Here is a 19611-nt window from a genome sequence, read left to right on the forward strand (position 1 = left end):
CCACATTCTTGCGCACTTCGTTCGAACGACGCACGAATGGTCGTGAGGGCAGCGGCGACGGGTCGAGTGCTGAGACGGGCTCGTCAGAGGTCTCGCGCCAGCCGACGCGCAGCCCGTGCGAGATGCGCGATGTACAGGCGTTGGAAGATCGGGACGAGCGGGCGCAACGCCCGGACCCACCGGGCCGCCGGATTGCTGAAGACGTCGACGACGAACCAGACGTCTCCCGCCGCGTCACGTTCGAGCACGAACGACTCCTCCCCCACGAACACGTGCCCCGGCAGGGTCCCGTACCCGAAGCCGATCCGCTGCTCCTCCCGCTCGACCCACACGATCTCGCACGGTTCGCTCAGCCGGACGGGCCCCAGGCCCAGCCGCGTCGTCACGAGCCCGCCGACCTCGGCGACGGGCGCCGAGGTCACGATCTGCACGCGCGCCCGAGCGTGCACCTGCCAGGTCAGGAGCAGCTCGCCGAGGCGACCGAGCTCGGCGACCGAGTAGGGCCTCTCCGAGATCCGGTGTCGCAGGCGCAGGTGGGCGTACCCCGCCGGCAGCTCGGCGGAGCGGGTGGCTCCCACCTCGGGGTAGGTCGTGCGGGACTGCGTCATGCCTGTCTCCGTCCTGGGCTCCTGCTAGGTCTGTGTGTCGTGCGGTCGTCTTCTTGCATCGCCGGAGCGCGACGCCCCGGATCCGCCCCCGCCCGGGCGAGCCGCAGTCCGAGCATGGTGCACAGCGAGAACCCGAGCGCGTTCGCGACACCGTGCGTCGCGGCCATCTGCCCGATGCTCGGGTGCGGCACGCCCGTGAGCTCACCGACCGCCCACCAGACCGCGAGCAGCATCGAGGCTCCGACGGCGAGCGACCCTGCGGTGAGAAGCATCCTTGCGCCTCGCCCGGCCGGGACGCCCACCACGGCCCACGCGGTGCTCCAGAGCGCAGCGGTGAGCACGAGCGCGCCGAGCAGCTCGACCGTGTTGCCGACGAAGTACCCGACGAGGACCGCCGCGGTACCCGTCGGCACCCCGACCGCCCCGAGGCGCGCGGCGGCCGGCCTGCCACGTGGTCCGTCGACGGGGTCGTCGAGCGTGACCGTCAGGCCCGCGACGAGCGCCGCCGCGAAACCCGCGAAGAGCATGTGCGGCACGGTCAGCGTCAGGTAGGTCCCCGAGAACCCGAGGAGCCCCCATCCCCCGCGGTCGGCCAGCATCGCGGCGGCACCGACCCCCGGCACGACGAGAGCGACGCCAACGGCGAGCCGCACCTCGGGCCGTCGAGGCGCCGTCGGGCCGAGGAGGACGCGCACCGCAGCGACGAGCAGGACCGCCGATCCGCCGAGGAACGGGACGGTCGACGCCTGCGCGAGCGGACCCCCCGGGAGCCAGGCTCCCGCGGCCGTGACCGCACCCGCGGCGGGCCACCACGCGCTGCCCGCCCCCGGCACCGTGCGCGACCCGAGCAGGGACAGCCCCAGCGGGAGAATCACCACGAGCCCGAAGGCCACCACGAGGTCCACGAGGACCGCGGTCGCGGGGCTCACGTCAGGCCTTCAGCGAGGCGGTCAGGCGCAGGACGTCGTCGACGACGGTGCGCGCCACCGGGAGGCGAGAGAGCCGGACGAGCGTCCCGACGATCGGGCTCGCCCCCGCGACGAGGCGTCGCGTCCGAGCCGTGCCCGACGACGAGTCCTGGACCCAGAAGAGGGTCACCCCGAGGTGCGCGAGCCACAGCAGCTCGGGGAGCCGGGCACGCAGCGCGGCGGGCACCGCGGGCGAGGCGCCGGCGACGACGTCCTCGAAGATCGCGAGCGAGAGCTCCCGGGACTCGCGCGAGGCCTCGCTGAACGGGTTGGCCGCGGCACCCGGCCGGATCGCGACCGAGACGAACTCGGCGCCGAACGAGTGGTACGGCGTGAAGACGTCGATCGCCGCGTCGAGCACTCGGCGCAGCCGCTCGGCGAGCGTCCCGCCCTGCGCGAGGACCTCGTCCGCTGCGCGGCGGTGCGCCCGCTGCACCTCGACGTACAGCTCCTGGACCAGGTGGTCCTTGGACGGGAAGTAGTAGTAGGCGTTGCCCGTGCTCACGCCTGCCGCGGCGGCGATGGCCCGCATGGTCGTGGCCTCGTAGCCCTGCTCGCGCAGCAACGAGAGAGCAGCCTCCAGGACCTTCGCGCGGGTCTGCGCGGACTTGGCGGTGGCGGACTGCGGGCGCTCTGGCGCCGCCGGTACCGTCACGCCCCCTGCTCCGCGCCGGAGGGATCATTTTTGAACATGTTCAAAAACCTAGCACGAGGAGAGCCCGTCCGACCACCAGGGCCGGACGGGCGCTCCTCACGACGAGGTACCGCTGCGTCACCGGCGGGCACGGCCCGAAGATCACGTGCCGGGGTGCGAGCCAGAGTGCAGAGGCGCGAGCTAGAACAGGCGCGAGTCGACGTCGTCGACGCCACGCATCGCGTCGTAGTCCAGGACCAGGCACCCGATGCCCCGGTCGGTCGCCAGGACCCGTGCCTGCGGCTTGATCTCCTGCGCCGCGAACACCCCGCGCACCGGGGACAGGAGCGGGTCACGGTTCAGCAGGTCCAGGTAGCGAGTGAGCTGCTCGACCCCGTCGATGTCGCCCCGACGCTTGATCTCGACCGCGACCGTCGCCCCGTCCTTGTCCCGGGCCAGGATGTCCACCGGGCCGATCGCCGTGGGGTACTCGCGGCGGATCAACGTGTGCCCCGTCCCCAGCAGCTGGATCTGGGCGGCGAGCATCTCCTGCAGGTGCGCCTCGACCCCGTCCTTGATCAGGCCCGGGTCGACGCCGAGGTCGTGCGCCGAGTCGTGCAGGACCTCGTACAGCTCGATCTCGAGGCGGTCGTCGCTCTTGGCGTGCTGGACCGCCCACACCTGGGTCACGCCACGCTCGCGGGCCGACTCGTCGGGCTCCGAGACCGCCATCGAGCAGGGCGGGCTCATCCAGTTGAGCGGCTTGTACGAACCGCCGTCCGAGTGGAGCAGCACGCTGCCGTCAGCCTTGACGAGCAGCACGCGGGTCGCGAGCGGGAGGTGGGCCGAGAGCCGGCCCGTGTAGTGAGCCGAGCACTGGGCAACCACGAGACGCACGAAGAACTCCTCAGACGGGGACGAAGACGGCGGCGGGGACGCCGACGGCGAGCGCTCGACGAGCGCTCAGACCACCACGCCGCGGCGACCGGGCGGAGCCGCCTCGAGCCAGGACGCCAGACCGGCGTACGCGCCGCTCGACATCGTCAGCTCGAACCGGACGTCCTCGTACGAGCACTCCACGAGGAAGAGGTCACGGTCCTCGTCGAGGGGGCGTCGGGACAGGATCACCAGATCCTGCCGCCGCCACGTGCGCGCCGGGCGCAGCGAGAGCGACCAGCAGCGCCACCAGTCGATGCGACCCACACCGTAGTGCGCGATCCCCAGCGACCAGGACGCCTGAGCGTCCCCGGCGGGGCGGGCGCTGCACTCGAAGGACCCCACCCGGTGGGCGATGGCCCGAAGACGCAACGCTCCCAGCCCGACCACGAGCGCGACTGCGAGAAGCAGTCCGATCGCGATCCAGGCGGGGAGCGGCACGTGTGCTACCTGAGCCCGTCAGTGGCCGGAGACGCCGGCGCCGTCGAGCACCTCTGCGTCGTCCACCACGAGCATGACCTGGTTGGAGTCCACCGAGAGGAACCCACCGGTGACCTTCACGGCGACCTTCTCGCCGTTCGAGCCGGTGATCCGGACGGTGCCCTCGCCGAGGACGGACAGGAGGGGCGAGTGGTTCACGAGGATACCGATCTCACCGTCGGCGGCCGGCGCGCTCACGGCGCGCGCGTCCCCGGACCAGATCTTGCGGTCCGCCGCCACGAGGTCGACGTTCAGCTGTGCCACTTCAACTCCTTCATGTCGGTGCACGGGTCTGACGAAGCGCGCCGCGTGCCCGACCCGAAGGCCCGGCGCGCGGCGCGCTCACGTCGTGTCAGACGCCGTACTCCTTCTGGATACGGGCCCAGTTGCGCTCGAGGTCCTCGAGGCCACCGATGTTGAAGAACGCCTGCTCGGCGACGTGGTCGAACTCGCCGTCCGCGATCTTCTTGAAGGCCTCGATGGTCTCCGTGAGCGGAACCGTCGAACCGACGACACCCGTGAACTTCTCGGCCATGTACGTGTTCTGCGAGAGGAACTGCTGGATGCGACGCGCACGCGCCACGACCGTCTTGTCCTCCTCCGAGAGCTCGTCGACGCCGAGGATCGCGATGATGTCCTGCAGCTCCTTGTTGCGCTGGAGGATGGACTTCACGCGCGTCGCGACGTCGTAGTGCTCCTGGCCCACGTAGCGCGGGTCGAGGATGCGCGAGGACGACGTCAGCGGGTCGATCGCCGGGTACAGACCCTTCGAGGCGATCTCACGCGAGAGCTCCGTGGTCGCGTCCAGGTGGGCGAACGTCGTCGCCGGCGCCGGGTCGGTGTAGTCGTCCGCAGGGACGTAGATCGCCTGGAGCGACGTGATCGAGTGACCACGCGTCGAGGTGATGCGCTCCTGCAGCAGACCCATCTCGTCGGCCAGGTTCGGCTGGTAGCCCACCGCGGAGGGCATGCGCCCGAGCAGCGTGGAGACCTCGGAACCGGCCTGCGTGAAGCGGAAGATGTTGTCGATGAAGAGGAGCACGTCCTGCTTCTGCACGTCACGGAAGTACTCCGCCATGGTGAGCGCGGAGAGCGCGACGCGAAGACGCGTGCCCGGCGGCTCGTCCATCTGGCCGAAGACGAGGGCCGTCTTGTCGAAGACGCCCGCCTCCTCCATCTCGACGATCAGGTCGTTGCCCTCACGGGTGCGCTCGCCGACACCGGCGAACACCGAGACACCACCGTGGTTCTGGGCGACGCGCTGGATCATCTCCTGGATGAGGACCGTCTTGCCGACGCCCGCACCACCGAAGAGGCCGATCTTCCCACCGAGCACGTACGGCGTCAGAAGGTCGATCGACTTGATGCCGGTCTCGAACATGGTGGTCTTCGACTCGAGCTGGTCGAACGCCGGGGGCTTGCGGTGGATGGGCCAGCGCTCGGTGATCTCGAGCTTCTCGCCCTCCTGGAGGTTGAGGACGTCACCGGTCACGTTGAACACGTGGCCCTTGGTCACGTCACCCACGGGGACGCTGATCGGCGAGCCGGTGTCGGTGACGACGGCGCCGCGGACCAGGCCGTCGGTCGGCTTGAGGGCGATCGCACGGATGAGCGAGTCGCCCAGGTGCTGCGCGACCTCGAGGGTCAGGCGGAAGGACTTCTCACCCTCGCCCTGTCCGGACAGGTCGATGTCGACGGTCAGCGCGTTGTAGATCTCGGGGATCGCGTCCGACGGGAACTCGATGTCGACGACGGGGCCGATCACGCGGGCGACACGGCCCACGCCGGGTCCGCTCTGGTGCTCGACCTGGGCTTCCACGGTGGTGGCGGTCATTACTGGCCTCGCTTCGCAGGGCCGGAGACAGCTCCGGCAGGTTCGGTGCAGGTGATGGAGATCGTCAGGTTCGTCATGCGGTGCCTCACGATGCCGCGAGGGCGTCGGCACCGGAGACTATCTCGCTGATCTCCTGGGTGATGTCGGCCTGTCGTGCCTGGTTCGCAAGTCGCGTGTACATGCGGATCAGGTCCTCGGCGTTGTCCGTCGCGGTGTGCATCGCGCGCTGGCGGGCAGCCAGCTCCGACGCAGCCGCCTGCAGGAGGCAGCTGTAGATGCGGCTGCGCACGTAGCGCGGCAGCAGTGCGTCGAGGACGGCCTCGGGCGACGGCTCGAAGTCGTACAGCGGCAGGACGTCGTTCTGCCCGACCGGCGCGACCCCTTCGACGACCTCGAGGGGAAGCATCCGGACGACGCGGGGACGCTGCGTGACCATGTTCACGAACTGCGTGTACACGATGTGCAGCTCACCGACGCCGCCCTCGTCCGCGGGGGCGAGGAAGGCGTTCAGCAGCGTGTCGGCGATCTCGCCGGCGACGTCCGCCGACGGCGAGTCCGAGCCACCGGTCCACGAACCGGCGAGCTCACGGTGACGGAAGGTGTAGTAGGTCACCGCGCGACGCCCTGCGGCGTAGAGCGCGACCTCCTTGCCCTCGTGCGTGAGGCGCTCGACCAGGCGCTCCGTCTCGCGGATGATCGACGCCGAGTAGGCGCCGGCCATGCCACGGTCCGAGGCGACGACGAGCACCGCGACACGGTTGGTGTCGGTACGCTCCGACGTCAGCGGGTGCCGGGTCGTGGAGTGCGTCGCGACGGCCGACACCGCGGTGGTGATCGCCTGGGCGTAGGGGCCCGCCTCGGACGACCGGGCGCGAGCCCGGCCGATCCGAGAGGCAGCGATGAGCTCCTGCGCGCGGAACATCTTCTTGAGGGACTGCGTCGACTTGATCCGCTGCTTGTAGACGCGCTGGGATCCGGCCATGTCAGGCCTTCTTCTGCCGGACGATCTGCTCCTGCTCGACCACGACAGCCTCTTCCTCGTCCGACTCGCCACCGACGAGGGGGGTGCCGTCGCCCGTGAGGAAGCCGTTGCGGAAGTCGTCGACGCCCTGAGCCAGCGCAGCCTCGGTCTCGTCCGAGAGCTTGCCGGTCGAGGCGATCGTGCTGAGCACCTCGGTGTTGCGGCGCAGGTGGTCGAGCAGCTCGCTCTCGAAGCGGCGCACGTCCTCGAGGGGCACGTCGTCGAGCTTGCCCTTGGTGCCGGCCCAGATCGAGGCGACCTGGTCCTCGACCGGGTACGGCGAGTACTGGCCCTGCTTGAGCAGCTCCATGAGGCGAGCGCCACGGGTCAGCTGGCCGCGCGAGGCCGCGTCGAGGTCCGACGCGAACATCGCGAAGGCCTCGAGCGAACGGTACTGCGCGAGCTCGAGCTTGAGCGTGCCCGAGACCTGCTTCATCGCCTTGACCTGTGCGGCGCCGCCGACACGGGACACGGAGATACCGACGTCCACCGCGGGGCGCTGGTCGGCGTTGAAGAGGTCCGACTGGAGGAAGATCTGACCGTCGGTGATCGAGATGACGTTGGTCGGGATGTACGCCGACACGTCGTTCGCCTTGGTCTCGATGACCGGCAGACCGGTCATCGAGCCCGCGCCCAGCTCGTCCGAGAGCTTCGCACAACGCTCGAGCAGACGGGAGTGCAGGTAGAAGACGTCACCGGGGTACGCCTCGCGGCCCGGCGGGCGGCGGAGCAGCAGCGACACGGCACGGTAGGCCTCGGCCTGCTTCGACAGGTCGTCGAAGACGATGAGGACGTGCTTGCCGCCGTACATCCAGTGCTGGCCGATGGCCGAACCGGTGTAGGGGGCGAGGTACTTGAAGCCTGCCGGGTCGGACGCGGGAGCCGCGACGATCGTCGTGTACTCCAGGGCGCCGGCCTCTTCCAGCGCGCCGCGGACGGCGGCGATGGTCGAGCCCTTCTGGCCGATCGCGACGTAGATGCAGCGGACCTGCTTGGTCGGGTCGCCGGTCTCCCAGTTCGCCTTCTGGTTGATGATCGTGTCGGTCGCGATCGCCGTCTTGCCGGTCTGGCGGTCACCGATGATCAGCTGGCGCTGACCACGGCCCACGGGGATCATCGAGTCGATCGCCTTGAGGCCGGTCTGCAGCGGCTCGTGGACCGACTTGCGGTCCATGACGCCGGGGGCCTGCAGCTCGAGGGCACGACGGCCCTCGGTCTCGATCTCGCCGAGGCCGTCGATCGGCTGACCCAGCGGGTCGACGACGCGGCCCAGGTAGCCGTCACCGACGGGGACCGAGAGGACCTCGCCCGTACGGCGGACCTCCTGGCCCTCCTCGATACCGGTGAACTCACCCAGGACGACGACACCGATCTGGCGAACGTCCAAGTTCAGGGCAAGGCCGAGGGTGCCGTCCTCGAAGCGCAGCAGCTCGTTGGCCATTGCGCCCGGAAGGCCTTCCACCTGGGCGATGCCGTCAGCGGCGAGGGTGACGCGACCGACTTCCTCGGTCACCGCGCCCCCGGGCTCGTAGGACTTCACGAAGCTGTCCAGCGCGGCCCGAATCTCGTCGGGCCGGATCGTCAGCTCAGCCATTGCTCTTCTCCTGTCGTGGCCACCCCGCGGTGTGCGGGAGCGGTCGAACGTTCTTGTCAGTTCGCCGGCTCGGGAGCCGGCGGGGTGTCGACGACACCGGGGACCGCGAGGACCTCAGTGTTCGGGCGAACAGGTCAGCTGACCAGTCGTCTGCGTGCGTCGACCAGGCGCGAGAGGACCGTCGAGTCGACGACGTCCGCTCCGACCTGGACGCGCAAGCCGCCGAGGACCTCGGGGTCCACGGTGACGTTGAGCTGGACTGCCCGGCCGTACGCGCGCTCGAGGAGCGCGGACAGACGGTCCTGCTGTGCCTGGCTGAGCACCGTGCCCGACGTCACCGAGGCGACGAGGCGGCGGCGACGCCGTGCGGCGACGTCCCCGAGCCACACGAGGGTGGCGACGAAACGACGACCACGAGGTGCCACGGTCGCCCGCTCCGCGAGGAACTGGGTGACCGGGTCGACCTTGCCCGCGAGCAGCGCGTCGACGAACGCCTTGCGACGAGCGGGGTCGGTCGAGGTCTCCGTCAGCACGCGGCGAGCCTCACGCTCTCCGACGAGAGACCGCGTGATGCGGAACAGCTCGTCCTCGACGCGCACGAGCGCGCCGCGGGCCTCGGCCGAGGCCAGGACCGCGTCGACGCCGAGGTGCTCGACGGCGTCGGCGATGTCGCCGTCGTGCGCCCAGCGGTCCCGGGCGAGCCCGGAGACCAGGTCGACGACACGACCGTCGAAGCCCTCGCGCAGCAGGTCGGCCGCGAGGGCCGCCTTGTCCTCGCCGGACCGCGACGGGTCCGCGAGAGCACGGCGCAGGGGCACGGAGCCGTCGAGCGCCGCTGCCACCGTGAGGAGCTGCTCGCCCAGGGCGAAGGCTCCTTCACCGGCCGCACGCAGCACCGGCTCGAAGCGCTCCTGTGCCTGCTCGAGAGAGGCTCCGCTCGTCCCGCGCATCAGCCCTCCTTGCCGTTGGCCGCCGCGCTGGCAGCCCCGGCTCCCGCTGCCTCGAGCTCGTCGAGGAAACGGTCCACGACACGCGACTGGCGTGCGGAGTCCTCGAGGGACTCGCCGACGATCTTCGAGGCGAGCTGGGTCGCGAGCGTCCCGACGTCGTTGCGCAGCGAGACCGACGCCTGCTGACGCTCGGCCTCGATCTGGCGGTGTGCCGTCTCGACGATACGAGCGGCCTCCTCGCCGGCCTTGACCTTCTGGTCGGCGACGATGGCCGTTCCCTCGGCGCGCGCGTCCTCACGGATCTTCGCGGCCTCGGTGCGTGCCTCCTGCAGCTGCTGGTGGTACTCCGCGAGTGCCGCAGCGGCCTCGGCCTGAGCGGACTCCGCCTTGGCCAGGCCACCCTCGATCTTGGCCGTGCGCTCGTCGAGCACCGCCTGGAACTTGGGGAGGACCATCTTGTAGAAGACGACCGCGATGATGATCAGGACGATCGCCGACCAGAAGAGGTCGTAGAACGGCGGGAGGAACAGCTTGATGGGGTCGACCTCGCCAGACTCTGCGGCGAGGACCGCCTGGGGGCCGATGGTCGACATCAGAAGATGAAGCCAGCGACGAAGCCGAGCAGCGCGAGGATCTCGACGAAGGCAAGACCGATGAACATGGTGCCGCGGAGCTGGCCGGCGACCTCGGGCTGGCGGGCCATGCCCTCGACCGTCTTGCCGATCAGGATGCCGAGGCCGATGCCCGGGCCGATCGCGGCGATGCCGTAGCCGATGGTGTTGATGCTGCCTTCGACAGCGGCGAGGGTGGTGACGTCCACGGTGTTTCCTTCCGTTGGGCGCCCGGTCGTGCGAACGGGCGTCAGGTGCGATGCGTCAGGTGGAGCTCAGGGTCGGTTCCGGGACCGAGGGCCCGGGACCAGGTACGTGGTGCGGGTCAGTGCTCTTCCTCGATCGACATGTTGATGTAGACCGTGGCGAGGAGCGCGAAGATGTACGCCTGCAGCCCCGCGACGAACACCTCGAAGAGGGTGATCGCGATGCCGCCTGCGAGAGTCAGCGCGCTGATCGCCTTGAGGGCCGGCGCTGCCTCGAGGAGCAGGAAGTTCGTGGCGGCGAAGCACAGGACCAGCATGATGTGGCCCGCGACCATGTTCGCCGTGAGTCGGATGACCAGCGAGGCCGGGCGGATGATCAGGAGCTGGAGCAGCTCGATCGGCGCCAGGATGAAGTAGATCGGGAACGGCACTCCCGGGGGGAACAGGTTCGCCCGGATGTAGCCCCAGAGGCCGTGCTGCCGGATGCCCGCGGCCCAGTAGGCCACGAAGACCCACAGCGCCAGGAGGATCGCCACACCGGCGACCGAGGTGCCCGCGAGGTTGAGCCCCGGCACCACGCCGGTGAGGTTGAAGGCGAGGATCGTCACGAAGATCGTCGTGATCATGGGCACGTAGCGGCGAGCCCGCTCGGTCCCCATGATCTCCTCGACGATGTTCACCCGAGCGAAGTCGAGGACCATCTCGACGCCGTTCTGGAACCGGCCGGGGACGAGCTTGGCTCGCCGCGCCGCGATCACGAAGATCGTCAGGATCACGATCGTGGCGATCACTCGGATGAGCTGCAGCCGGTTGAACTCGAACGGGGTGCCGGCGAAGAAGATGGCGTCGGGGAAGAACTCACCGATCGTCGGCGCGTGAAAGCCGCCTTCGCCTTCTGCTGCGGCAACGAAGGGAGAGGGGGTCGCGAGCGTGAACAGGGTGGACTCCCGGTGGTCGTCGGTCGCCGAGGCCGTGCGCTCGATGGGCACGCCGTCGGACCAGGCCTTCATGGATTCGCCGATAGCCTAACGCATGTTCAGACCTTCACAGGTCACGGGTCCGCGCCGACGGCGAGGTCGAGGGATATGATGCCCCGGCTCGCCGTCGGGCCACCGTGCACCAGCGCGCACGTGGGCGCCGCGACCGCCGGACCGCCGGCTGCGGTGCGCCCTTCGCGGACCCCAGGACGCGGGGCTCAGGCCTTCGGCGTGACGTACGGGATGCGGCCGCGGTCGACCGCCCGGTAGTCGAGGAGCGCCGAGCCGATGACACCGACGAGCAGGACCACGGCGAAGACGATCCGGTCGTAGAACTCGTAGTTGCGCAGCACCGCCAGCACGATCCCGAGCAGGACGATCTTGACGAGCCAGCTCCCCAGCACGACAGCCGCCGTGGTGGTCGGCGTCGAGCGCGCGGTGCGCGCCATCGCGACGATCGTCGTGCCGGAGAACACGAGGGCGATCCCGACGCCCATGAGGGCGCCCCAGACCCCCGCGGTGCCTGCCAGGAGCGCCCCCAGCCCCACACCCAGGACCAGGAGTCCGCCGAGCAGCAGCAGGGTGTCGCGCAGCGCGGTCCGGAACACTGCACTGACCGCGTCCCCGACGGCGTCCGCCGAGACCGGGGAGGTGTCCGCCGTGGGCGGGACCGACGCGCTGGAGACCGGCTCGCGCGTCGGCTCGTCGGGAGTCTGCGGTGCGGGGGTCGTCATCAGGAGTGTCCTTCGGGGTGGGCGCGGTGCGCATCGGTGGGTGCTTCGGGGGTGGTCGGCGCCGGGGCGGGGACGACCTGCGAGGCCCCGCTCGCCGCCGCGACGCGTCGGGGCGGCAGCGCGGACGGGATGCCCTCGGGCGCGGTGACGGCGTCGTCGTCGAGGAACCTGCCGCGGGTGCGCAGCGGGCCGAGCGTGAGGATCGCCGCCACGACGACGGCCACGACGAGCCCGATCGCGACGTTCTCCGCGGGCCATCGCACGAGCGCGACCGCGCCGAACGCGAAGACCGCGGTCCACACGTACATGATGATCACGGCACGGCGGTGCGAGTGTCCGAGCGTCAGGAGCCGGTGGTGCAGGTGGAGCCGGTCCGGGTGGAAGGGCGACTTGCCCGTACCGACCCTGCGGACCACCGCGAGGACCATGTCGAGCAGCGGGAGCAGGATCACCGCGAGCGGCAGCAGGATGGGGATGAGCTCGCGCTGGCGGCTCGGGTCCGAGGCCATGCCCGTGTCGATGCTCCCGGTGACCACGATCACCGCGGAGCCGAGCACGAGACCGAGCACCATCGAGCCCGAGTCGCCCATGAAGATCCGGGCGGGGTGGAAGTTGTGCGGCAGGAACCCCAGACAGATGCCGACGAGGGCCGCCATGATCATGGTCGCCAGGCTCGAGTAGTCCGTAGGGCTCGCCACGGTCGTCAGGCTGTACGTGTAGACGAAGTAGGCGCCGCCGCCGATCGCGATGAGGCCCGCGGCGAGCCCGTCGAGGCCGTCGACGAAGTTCACGGCGTTCATCGCGACCACGATGACGAGCACGGTGACGATGAGCGAGAGTCGCGACGAGCCGATCACGAGCCCGTTGATGGGGAAGGTCACGAGCTGCACGCCCTGCCAGGCGACGAACAGGGCCGCGAGGACCTGGCCGGCGAGCTTCGTCATCCAGTCGAGGTCCCAGATGTCGTCCGCGACGCCCAGGAAGCAGACGATGAGCGCGCCCCCGACGATCGCCCACGCCCGGTCGTCGATCTGGAAGACCCCGTCGAGGAAGGGCATCTGCGACGCGAACGTCACCGCCACGACGAGGCCCGCGGTCATCGCGAGCCCGCCCAGGCGGGCCGTGGGGATGGTGTGCACGTCACGGTCACGGACCGCGGTGATCGCTCCGGTCCTCGCCGCCACCCAGTACGCGAGCGGGGTGAGGAGGTAGGTGACCGCCGCTGCGATCAGCAGGACGAGCAGATAGACCCTCACCCGCCGTTCGCCTCCGGGCCGCTCGTCGTCACGGTCTCCTCGGGCGTCACGGTCTCCTCGGACGGGTCGTCCACGTTCTCGGTCGGCTCCTCCCCGATCCCCAGGACCGGCGCGACCTCACGCAGGCGCTCGAGCGAGACGGCGCCCTCGCGTACGACCCGCAGGTGCGGCCCGGTCGCGTCGACGATGGTCGAGGCCACTCCCCCGGGCGCGGTGCCGCCGTCCAGGTACACCGCGACCGACTCCCTGAGCTGTACCTGGGCGTCGGCGACCTCGAGCGCGGCGGGCAGACCGGTGGAGTTGGCGCTCGAGACCGCGAGCGGTCCCGTGCGGCGCAGCAGGGCGAGCGCAGCCGGGTGGTCGGGCATGCGCAGCGCGACGGTCCCGTGCGTCTCGCCGAGGTCCCACGCGAGCGAGGGCTGGGCGGTCAGGATGATGGTGAACCCGCCGGGCCAGAACGCCTCGACGAGCGCGCGCGCGTCGTCGGGCACGTCGGTCGCGAGCCCGTCGAGGGTCCGCAGGTCGGGGACCAGGACGGGCGGCGGCATCTGCCGACCGCGTCCCTTCGCGGCCAGGAGGGCTGTGACGGCCTCGGCGTCGAACGCGTCGGCCCCGATCCCGTAGACCGTGTCGGTCGGCAGGACCACGAGGCCGCCTCGCGAGACGGCGTTCACCGCCTCGTCGATCGACGGTCCCCAGGTGTTCGGGTCGGTGACGGGGTGCACAGAGCTCACGCTTCTCAGTCTTCCATGTCCGAAGGGTCCCCTGGTGCGGGGTCTGGCTCGCTCGTCGCCCGCGAGCGCCGGGCCACGACCATACGCGGTCGGCCCGTGAGGTCCTCGACGGTCCGGACGTCCTCGAAACCGCCGACCGCGGCCACCATGTCGCGCGCGGGCCGCGCCTGGACCTCTGCGTGCTCCATGACGTAGAGGCCGCCGGGGGCCAGGAGCCGGGCCGCGGCGCGGGTCACGCCGCGCGGCACCTCGAGGCCGTCTTCGCCGAGCCCGTAGAGCGCGACCTGCGGGTCGTGCAGCGCGACCTCGGGGTCGCGCGGGACCGCGTCGGGCGGCACGTAGGGCGGGTTCGAGACGACGACGTCGCACGTCCCGTCGAGCTCGGCGAGCGCGGTCCGCGCGTCCCCCCGGACCAGGTGCACGACGGCGCCGCTCGCCTCGTGCGTCCGGGCGACGTTGCGCTCGGCCCACGCGTGCGCGTCGCGGTCCAGCTCGACCGCGTGCACACGGGCACCCGGGACCTCGGTCGCGACGGCCAGGGCGATCGCGCCCGACCCCGTGCACAGGTCGACGACGAGGGGCGCCTGCGAGCCCCGGGCGACGACACCGAGCGACTCGTCGATCGCGACCTGCGCGACCTGCTCGGTCTCGGGACGCGGCACGAACACCCCTGGCCCCACGACCAGGTCCAGGTGCCGGAAGGGGGCCGTCCCCGTGAGGTGCTGGAGCGGCACGCGACGGGCACGGGCGTCGAGCAGCCCGGCGAGGCCGTCGAGCACGTCCTCGGTGGTGGGCGTCCCGTCGGGCAGCAGGGAAGACACGGGACGTCCCAGGACGGCCGCCGAGACGACCCGTTCGCGCGGCACGCCCGCGGCGTGCGCGAGCAGCAGCTCGGCGTCGACGCGGGGCGTGTCGATCCCGGCCCGTGCGAGGCGGGCCGCCGCCTCGCGCACGAGGCGAGAGACGTCGTCGGGCAGGGACGACGTGGGGTCCTGCCCCGGCCGCACCGCCGGGACCTGCGGCGACGTCACGACGCCGCGGCGGCGAGGCGCGCCGCCTCGTCGGCGTCGATCGCCGAGCGGATGACCGGCTCGAGGTCACCGTCGAGGACCTGGTCCAGGTTGTACGCCTTGTAGCCCGTGCGGTGGTCCGCGATCCGGTTCTCCGGGTAGTTGTACGTCCGGATGCGCTCGGAACGGTCCACGGTGCGCACCTGCGAGCGGCGCAGGTCGTTCGCGGCGGCCGCCTCCTCCTCCTGGCGCGCGGCCAGGAGCCGGGCGCGCAGCACGCGCATGGCCTGCTCGCGGTTCTGGAGCTGGGACTTCTCGTTCTGCATCGAGACCGTGATCCCCGTGGGCAGGTGCGTGATGCGCACCGCCGAGTCCGTCGTGTTGACCGACTGGCCGCCCGGGCCCGAGGACCGGTAGACGTCGATGCGCAGGTCGTTCTGGTCGATCTCGATCTCTCCCGCGTCCTCGACCTCGGGGAACACGAGCACGCCCGCGGCCGAGGTGTGGATACGGCCCTGCGACTCGGTCACGGGCACGCGCTGGACGCGGTGCACGCCGCCCTCGTACTTGAGGTTGGCCCATACCCCGTCAGCAGGGTCCGAGGGGCCGGATCGAGCCTTCACCGCGACCTGGACGTCCTTGTAGCCGCCGAGGTCCGAGTCCGTGGCCTCGATGACCTCGGTCTTCCAGCCGCGGCGCTCGGCGTAGCGCAGGTACATGCGCAGCAGGTCGCCCGCGAACAGCGCGGACTCCTCGCCGCCCTCGCCCGCCTTGATCTCGAGGATCACGTCGCGCCCGTCGTCGGGGTCGCGCGGCACGAGGACCCGGCGCAGCTTCTCGGTCGCGGCCGCGGCCGCCTCCTGGAGCGCGGGGAGCTCGGCGGCGAATTCTGCGGTGTCCTCCCCTGAGCCCTCGATGAGCTCTGTCGCGGCCTCGACGTCGTCGGTCGCGTCGCGCCACGCGCGATAGGCCGCGACGACCTGGCCCAGCTCGGCGTAGCGGCGCCCGAGCGTGCGCGCCCGGCCGGCGTCCGCGTGGACCGCGGGGTCGGCGAGCAGCGTCTCGATCTCGGCGTGCTCGGCGAGCAGGTGTTCGACGGCGGCGAAGGACTCGGTCACGAGGGTGTCCTGACGAGAGGGGTGGTTAGGGCTGTGTGGTCGGGCGCTCGGTCCGGCGCGCTCGCGCCGGGAAAGACGACAGCGCCGGTGGAACGGGCACGCCGCCTGCCCCTGGAGAGGTTGACGGACGCCCGGACCACCGGCGCTGGAGAGTCGCTACTTGTCGGCGGCCTTCTTGCCGTAACGAGCCTCGAAGCGGGCCACGCGGCCACCGGTGTCGAGGATCTTCTGCTTGCCCGTGTAGAACGGGTGGCAGGCCGAGCAGACGTCGGACGAGATGCGTCCGGACTTCTCGGTGCTGCGCGTGACGAACGTGGAACCGCAGGTGCAGGTCACCTCGGTCAGGACGTACTCGGGGTGGATCTCAGCCTTCACAGGACTCTCCTCAGTGGGTTGCCCCCGGGTCGCCTGCGGACAGCAGCCGTGAACCGGGGACGGGGAAACCAACAGGACATTGTGCCAGACGCGTCCGGCACACGGAAAATCCGTGGGCCGCTCTCTCGGGGCGAGCGGCCCACGGGCGCATCAGACGGCGCGGCCGACCTCTTCGTCGTTGTTGATGCCACCAGGTGTGGTCTTCTGCACCTGGAGCAGGAACTCGACGTTGGACTTCGTCTCCTTGAGCTTGCCGAGCAGCAGCTCGATGGCCTGCTGCTGGTCGAGCGCACCCATCACGCGGCGCAGCTTGTAGACGATGCGGAGCTCGTCCTGCGGCATGAGGATCTCCTCGCGGCGCGTACCGGACGCGTTGACGTCCACGGCCGGGAAGATGCGCTTGTCCGCGAGCGAGCGGGAGAGCCGGAGCTCCATGTTCCCGGTGCCCTTGAACTCCTCGAAGATGACCTCGTCCATCTTGGACCCGGTCTCGACGAGCGCCGAGGCGAGGATCGTGAGCGACCCGCCGTTCTCGATGTTGCGTGCCGCGCCGAAGAAGCGCTTGGGCGGGTAGAGCGCCGAGGCGTCGACACCACCGGACAGGATGCGCCCGGAGGCGGGGGCCGCCAGGTTGTAGGCGCGCGACAGACGCGTGAGCGAGTCGAGCAGCACCACGACGTCCTGCCCCAGCTCCACGAGGCGCTTGGCGCGCTCGATCGCGAGCTCGGCGACGATCGTGTGGTCGGAGGCCGGACGGTCGAACGTCGAGGCGATGACCTCGCCCTTGACGGTGCGCTCCATGTCCGTGACCTCTTCGGGTCGCTCGTCCACGAGCACGACCATGAGGTGGACCTCAGGGTTGTTCGTCGTGATCGCGTTGGCGATCTGCTGCATGATGATCGTCTTGCCCGCCTTGGGCGGAGCCACGATCAGACCACGCTGGCCCTTGCCGATGGGGGCGACGATGTCGATCACGCGCGGCGTGAGACGACCGACCTCGCCCGTCTCCAGCCGCAGTCGCTCCTGCGGGTAGAGCGGCGTCAGCTTGTTGAACTCGGCACGGTTGCGAGCGGCCTCGGGAGACATGCCGTTGACCGAGTCGAGCCGGACCAGCGCGTTGAACTTCTGGTTGCGCGGCCCGGTCTGCTGGAACGACTCGCCGTCGCGGGGCTGTCGCACCGCACCGACGATCGCGTCACCGCGACGCAGGCCCGACTTCTTGACCTGGCCGAGAGAGACGTAGACGTCGTTCGGACCGGGCAGGTAGCCGCTCGTCCGCACGAACGCGTACTGGTCGAGCACGTCCAGGATGCCGGCCACGGGCAGCAGCACGTCGTCCTCGGTCACCTCGATGTCGTCGAGGCCCGACACGTCGATGTTCCCGCCACGGGTGCGGCCGCGCTTGCGGTCGCGGTCGCGGTTGCGGTCACGCCCGCGGCGGCGGCGTCCGCCGCGCTCGTCGTACTCGTCGCTCTGACGGTTGCCCTGGCCCTGCTGGTCGCGCTGACCGCCCTGCTGGCCGCCCTGGCTCTGCTGACGCTGGCCGCCCTGGCGCTCCTGCTGGCCGTTCTGGCGCTCGCCCTGTCCCTGCTCACGCTGCTGGTCGCGCTGGCGCTCCTGGCGACCGTTGGCACCGGCCTCCGGGGCCGACTCGCGAGCGGTCTCGCCCTCGCCGCCGCGCGGGGCACCGGCGCCCCGTCCGGCGCGACGCGAACCACGCTCGGGGGCGGCGCCCGTCACCAGGCCCACGGCAGCGGCCGCGCGTGCGGCGCGCTCGTCCGGGGTCTCTCCCCCGGCGGCACGGTCGGCGTCGGTGCGGGCTGCCCGGGTGCCCTGCTCCAGGAGCGGCGCGACGATGTCGGCAGCCTGGTCGGCCCGCGCAGAACGCTGGCCGCGCTCGCGACGGGGCCGCTCGGCGCGCTCGACGTTCTCGGTCGCCGCGCGGACGGGGACCTCGACGGCCGGCTGCACGACGACCTTCTCGGTCTGGGTGTCCTTCTCCGGCGCGCGACGCGCGGCGGCGGACGCTCCGGCGGTGCGCTCGGGAGCGCTCTTCTCGCCGGAGGTGGAACGGATGACGTCGACAAGATCGCTCTTGCGCATCTTGGACGTGCCCTTCACACCGAGCTGCGAGGCGAGTGCCTGCAGCTCGGGGAGGCGCAGCGTCGAGAGCGCGCCTGCACGGGCGGTGTCGGTGGTGTCTGTCACGAAGGACCCTTCCCCTCGTTTGCGCCCACTTGCTCTGTGCGAGGGGTGGGCCGCGGGTGATCGACGCTCGGCACGTGACGGCCGGAACGCAGTGGAACCACGCGTCAGTGGTACGACGACGTCAGCTGACGTGGGCTGGATTGCCTTCTCGCGGGGTATGAGTCGCAGTCAGTGGATGCTCTGCCGATGCCCGGGGACTCGGCGGAGAATCGTCGAGGAATCACCGAGGCATCATCACGAACCTGCGAAGGCTCAATGGATTCTACCATCCGTAGCCCCCCGGAAGACCAGTCCCCCCAAGGGCTGCACCAGCGATCGCCGGACGGTCAGTGCGACTGTCGGGAGGACGGGTCGGCCAGACCCGCCGACCCCAGGACACGCTCGGACCGCACCCCTGCCAGGTCGATGCCCGGACGGTAGGCACGCCACTGGTCCGACCCGTGCAGCAGGTCGCGCAGCACCGCGTCCGCCCGGTCACGGTCCGAGGCGTCCCCCAGCAGCAGGACGGTGGGCCCGGCTCCCGAGATCGTCGCGGCCAGGCCGTCGGCCCGCAGCGCGCGCACGAGCTCCCACGACGCGGACATGACGCCCGCGCGATACTCCTGGTGGAGCCGGTCCTCGGTCGCGTCGAACAGGTGGTGCGGCGAACGGGTGAGCGCCTCGACGAGCAGGGCCGCGCGCCCTGCGTTGAGCGCGGCGTCGGCGTGCGGCACGGTCTCCGGCAGGACACCGCGAGCACGGCTCGTGGCGAGCCGGATCGTGGGGACCAGGACGGTCGCCTCGATGTCCGGGTGGACGTCGAGGCGCACCGCGTGCGCCCCCTCGTCCCCCTCGACCGTGCTCGTCCACGCGATCGTCGCTCCCCCGTAGATCGCGGGCGCGGCGTTGTCCGGATGCCCCTCGAACTCGGTCGCGAGCTGCAGGACCGTCGCGTCGTCGAGGGCCGCGGGGTCCGCGACCAGGGCGCGCGCGGCGACGATCCCGGCCACGACCGCAGCGGCCGAGGAGCCGAGGCCCCGACCGTGCGGGATCGCGTTGGTGGCCGTCAGGTGCAGCCCCGTCTGCGGTGCGCCGACCAGGTCGAGGGCGGCACGCAGCGCGCGCACGACCAGGTGCCGCTCGTCACCGGGGACCTCGCCCGCCCCCTCCCCCTCGACGTCGACGACCACGTCGCCGTTGCCGAGCGCACGCACCTCGAGAACGTCGTAGCGCGCGAGGGCCAGCCCCATGGCGTCGAAGCCAGGGCCGAGGTTCGCGCTCGTCGCGGGCACGCGCACGCGCACATGGTCGGCTCCGAGCTGCATCTCGCGGGACCTCTCTTCGGGGAGCTACGGGGGCTGGGGCAGACCCACGGGGA

The 19611-nt window shown here is 71.0% G+C and carries 21 protein-coding genes; all 21 read right to left on the minus strand.

All coding sequences use genetic code 11. The annotated features are described in order from the left end of the window. Positions 1–83 precede the first annotated feature (83 nt). The 21 genes from H9640_RS11150 to thrB all read right to left on the minus strand — a co-directional run bounded on the left by H9640_RS11150 (position 84) and on the right by thrB (position 19558). On the minus strand, positions 84–608 hold the full coding sequence (locus H9640_RS11150) for a DUF1990 family protein (RefSeq protein ID WP_191790787.1): 525 nt from the start codon (positions 606–608) through the stop codon (positions 84–86). Beyond that, positions 605–1537 (minus strand): YndJ family protein, encoded by a 933-nt coding sequence (locus H9640_RS11155; RefSeq protein ID WP_191790788.1) that lies wholly within the window; start codon positions 1535–1537, stop codon positions 605–607. The genes H9640_RS11150 and H9640_RS11155 overlap by 4 nt, the downstream gene beginning before the upstream one ends. Before the next feature lies 1 nt (position 1538). Continuing rightward, the gene (locus tag H9640_RS11160) at positions 1539–2231 is read right to left on the minus strand and encodes a TetR/AcrR family transcriptional regulator (protein WP_318243744.1); all 693 of its coding nucleotides are present in this window, start codon (positions 2229–2231) and stop codon (positions 1539–1541) included. 180 nt (positions 2232–2411) lie between these two features. Beyond that, entirely contained in the window at positions 2412–3107 is a 696-nt protein-coding gene (nucS, locus tag H9640_RS11165) for an endonuclease NucS (RefSeq protein WP_191790789.1), read from the minus strand. Between the two features lie 66 nt (positions 3108–3173). Next, a complete protein-coding gene (locus tag H9640_RS11170) occupies positions 3174–3587 on the minus strand; it encodes a DUF2550 domain-containing protein (RefSeq protein ID WP_191790790.1) in 414 nt (137 codons plus the stop codon). 18 nt (positions 3588–3605) lie between these two features. Then, positions 3606–3890, minus strand: coding sequence for a F0F1 ATP synthase subunit epsilon (locus tag H9640_RS11175; protein ID WP_030149953.1), 285 nt, complete (start codon positions 3888–3890; stop codon positions 3606–3608). 88 nt (positions 3891–3978) lie between these two features. Continuing rightward, positions 3979–5460 carry a F0F1 ATP synthase subunit beta gene (gene atpD / locus H9640_RS11180; RefSeq protein WP_138823534.1) on the minus strand — a complete coding sequence of 494 codons (1482 nt, stop codon included), beginning with the start codon at positions 5458–5460 and terminating at the stop codon, positions 3979–3981. A gap of 85 nt (positions 5461–5545) precedes the next feature. Then, a complete protein-coding gene (locus H9640_RS11185; RefSeq protein WP_191790791.1) occupies positions 5546–6442 on the minus strand; it encodes a F0F1 ATP synthase subunit gamma in 897 nt (298 codons plus the stop codon). A 1-nt stretch (position 6443) separates the two neighbouring features. Next, a complete protein-coding gene (atpA, locus tag H9640_RS11190; RefSeq protein ID WP_191790792.1) occupies positions 6444–8075 on the minus strand; it encodes a F0F1 ATP synthase subunit alpha in 1632 nt (543 codons plus the stop codon). A 134-nt stretch (positions 8076–8209) separates the two neighbouring features. Then, entirely contained in the window at positions 8210–9025 is an 816-nt protein-coding gene (locus H9640_RS11195) for a F0F1 ATP synthase subunit delta (protein ID WP_191790793.1), read from the minus strand. Then, positions 9025–9618, minus strand: a complete 594-nt coding sequence (locus H9640_RS11200; RefSeq protein ID WP_191790794.1) for a F0F1 ATP synthase subunit B — start codon at positions 9616–9618, stop codon at positions 9025–9027. Before H9640_RS11200 ends, H9640_RS11195 begins: the two co-directional genes overlap by 1 nt. Next, positions 9618–9845, minus strand: a complete 228-nt coding sequence (gene atpE / locus H9640_RS11205; protein ID WP_030149959.1) for an ATP synthase F0 subunit C — start codon at positions 9843–9845, stop codon at positions 9618–9620. The genes H9640_RS11200 and atpE overlap by 1 nt, the downstream gene beginning before the upstream one ends. A 116-nt stretch (positions 9846–9961) precedes the next feature. Continuing rightward, a complete protein-coding gene (gene atpB, locus H9640_RS11210) occupies positions 9962–10852 on the minus strand; it encodes a F0F1 ATP synthase subunit A (RefSeq protein ID WP_191790795.1) in 891 nt (296 codons plus the stop codon). A 185-nt stretch (positions 10853–11037) separates the two neighbouring features. Next, positions 11038–11553 (minus strand): hypothetical protein, encoded by a 516-nt coding sequence (locus H9640_RS11215; RefSeq protein ID WP_191790796.1) that lies wholly within the window; start codon positions 11551–11553, stop codon positions 11038–11040. Then, positions 11553–12809 carry an MraY family glycosyltransferase gene (locus tag H9640_RS11220; RefSeq protein WP_191790797.1) on the minus strand — a complete coding sequence of 419 codons (1257 nt, stop codon included), beginning with the start codon at positions 12807–12809 and terminating at the stop codon, positions 11553–11555. The genes H9640_RS11215 and H9640_RS11220 overlap by 1 nt, the downstream gene beginning before the upstream one ends. Next, on the minus strand, positions 12806–13534 hold the full coding sequence (locus tag H9640_RS11225) for an L-threonylcarbamoyladenylate synthase (protein ID WP_191790903.1): 729 nt from the start codon (positions 13532–13534) through the stop codon (positions 12806–12808). Before H9640_RS11225 ends, H9640_RS11220 begins: the two co-directional genes overlap by 4 nt. A 14-nt stretch (positions 13535–13548) precedes the next feature. After that, on the minus strand, positions 13549–14520 hold the full coding sequence (gene prmC, locus H9640_RS11230) for a peptide chain release factor N(5)-glutamine methyltransferase (protein WP_191790904.1): 972 nt from the start codon (positions 14518–14520) through the stop codon (positions 13549–13551). 50 nt (positions 14521–14570) lie between these two features. Next, entirely contained in the window at positions 14571–15671 is a 1101-nt protein-coding gene (gene prfA / locus H9640_RS11235; protein ID WP_191790798.1) for a peptide chain release factor 1, read from the minus strand. Between the two features lie 156 nt (positions 15672–15827). Further along, positions 15828–16046, minus strand: a complete 219-nt coding sequence (rpmE, locus tag H9640_RS11240; RefSeq protein ID WP_191790799.1) for a 50S ribosomal protein L31 — start codon at positions 16044–16046, stop codon at positions 15828–15830. Between the two features lie 150 nt (positions 16047–16196). Beyond that, positions 16197–18254: a transcription termination factor Rho gene (gene rho, locus H9640_RS11245; protein WP_191790800.1), complete on the minus strand. Its 2058-nt coding sequence runs from the start codon at positions 18252–18254 to the stop codon at positions 16197–16199. Positions 18255–18580: 326 nt separating this feature from the next. After that, positions 18581–19558 carry a homoserine kinase gene (gene thrB, locus H9640_RS11250; RefSeq protein ID WP_191790801.1) on the minus strand — a complete coding sequence of 326 codons (978 nt, stop codon included), beginning with the start codon at positions 19556–19558 and terminating at the stop codon, positions 18581–18583. Between the last annotated feature and the right edge of the window lie 53 nt (positions 19559–19611).

This window comes from Oerskovia gallyi (genome assembly GCF_014836745.1).
In the GTDB taxonomy this organism is placed as follows: Bacteria; Actinomycetota; Actinomycetes; order Actinomycetales; family Cellulomonadaceae; genus Oerskovia; species Oerskovia paurometabola.

Excerpts from the sequence above, each read along its gene's own strand:
- H9640_RS11185 (WP_191790791.1), bottom strand. The coding sequence starts at position 6,442 with ATGGCCGGATCCCAGCGCGTCTACAAGCAGCGGATCAAGTCGACGCAG.
- H9640_RS11150 (WP_191790787.1), bottom strand. The coding sequence starts at position 608 with ATGACGCAGTCCCGCACGACCTACCCCGAGGTGGGAGCCACCCGCTCC.
- thrB (WP_191790801.1), bottom strand. The coding sequence starts at position 19,558 with ATGCAGCTCGGAGCCGACCATGTGCGCGTGCGCGTGCCCGCGACGAGC.
- H9640_RS11195 (WP_191790793.1), bottom strand. The coding sequence starts at position 9,025 with ATGCGCGGGACGAGCGGAGCCTCTCTCGAGCAGGCACAGGAGCGCTTC.
- atpB (WP_191790795.1), bottom strand. The coding sequence starts at position 10,852 with ATGAAGGCCTGGTCCGACGGCGTGCCCATCGAGCGCACGGCCTCGGCG.
- atpD (WP_138823534.1), bottom strand. The coding sequence starts at position 5,460 with ATGACCGCCACCACCGTGGAAGCCCAGGTCGAGCACCAGAGCGGACCC.
- H9640_RS11200 (WP_191790794.1), bottom strand. The coding sequence starts at position 9,618 with ATGTCGACCATCGGCCCCCAGGCGGTCCTCGCCGCAGAGTCTGGCGAG.
- atpA (WP_191790792.1), bottom strand. The coding sequence starts at position 8,075 with ATGGCTGAGCTGACGATCCGGCCCGACGAGATTCGGGCCGCGCTGGAC.
- H9640_RS11215 (WP_191790796.1), bottom strand. The coding sequence starts at position 11,553 with ATGACGACCCCCGCACCGCAGACTCCCGACGAGCCGACGCGCGAGCCG.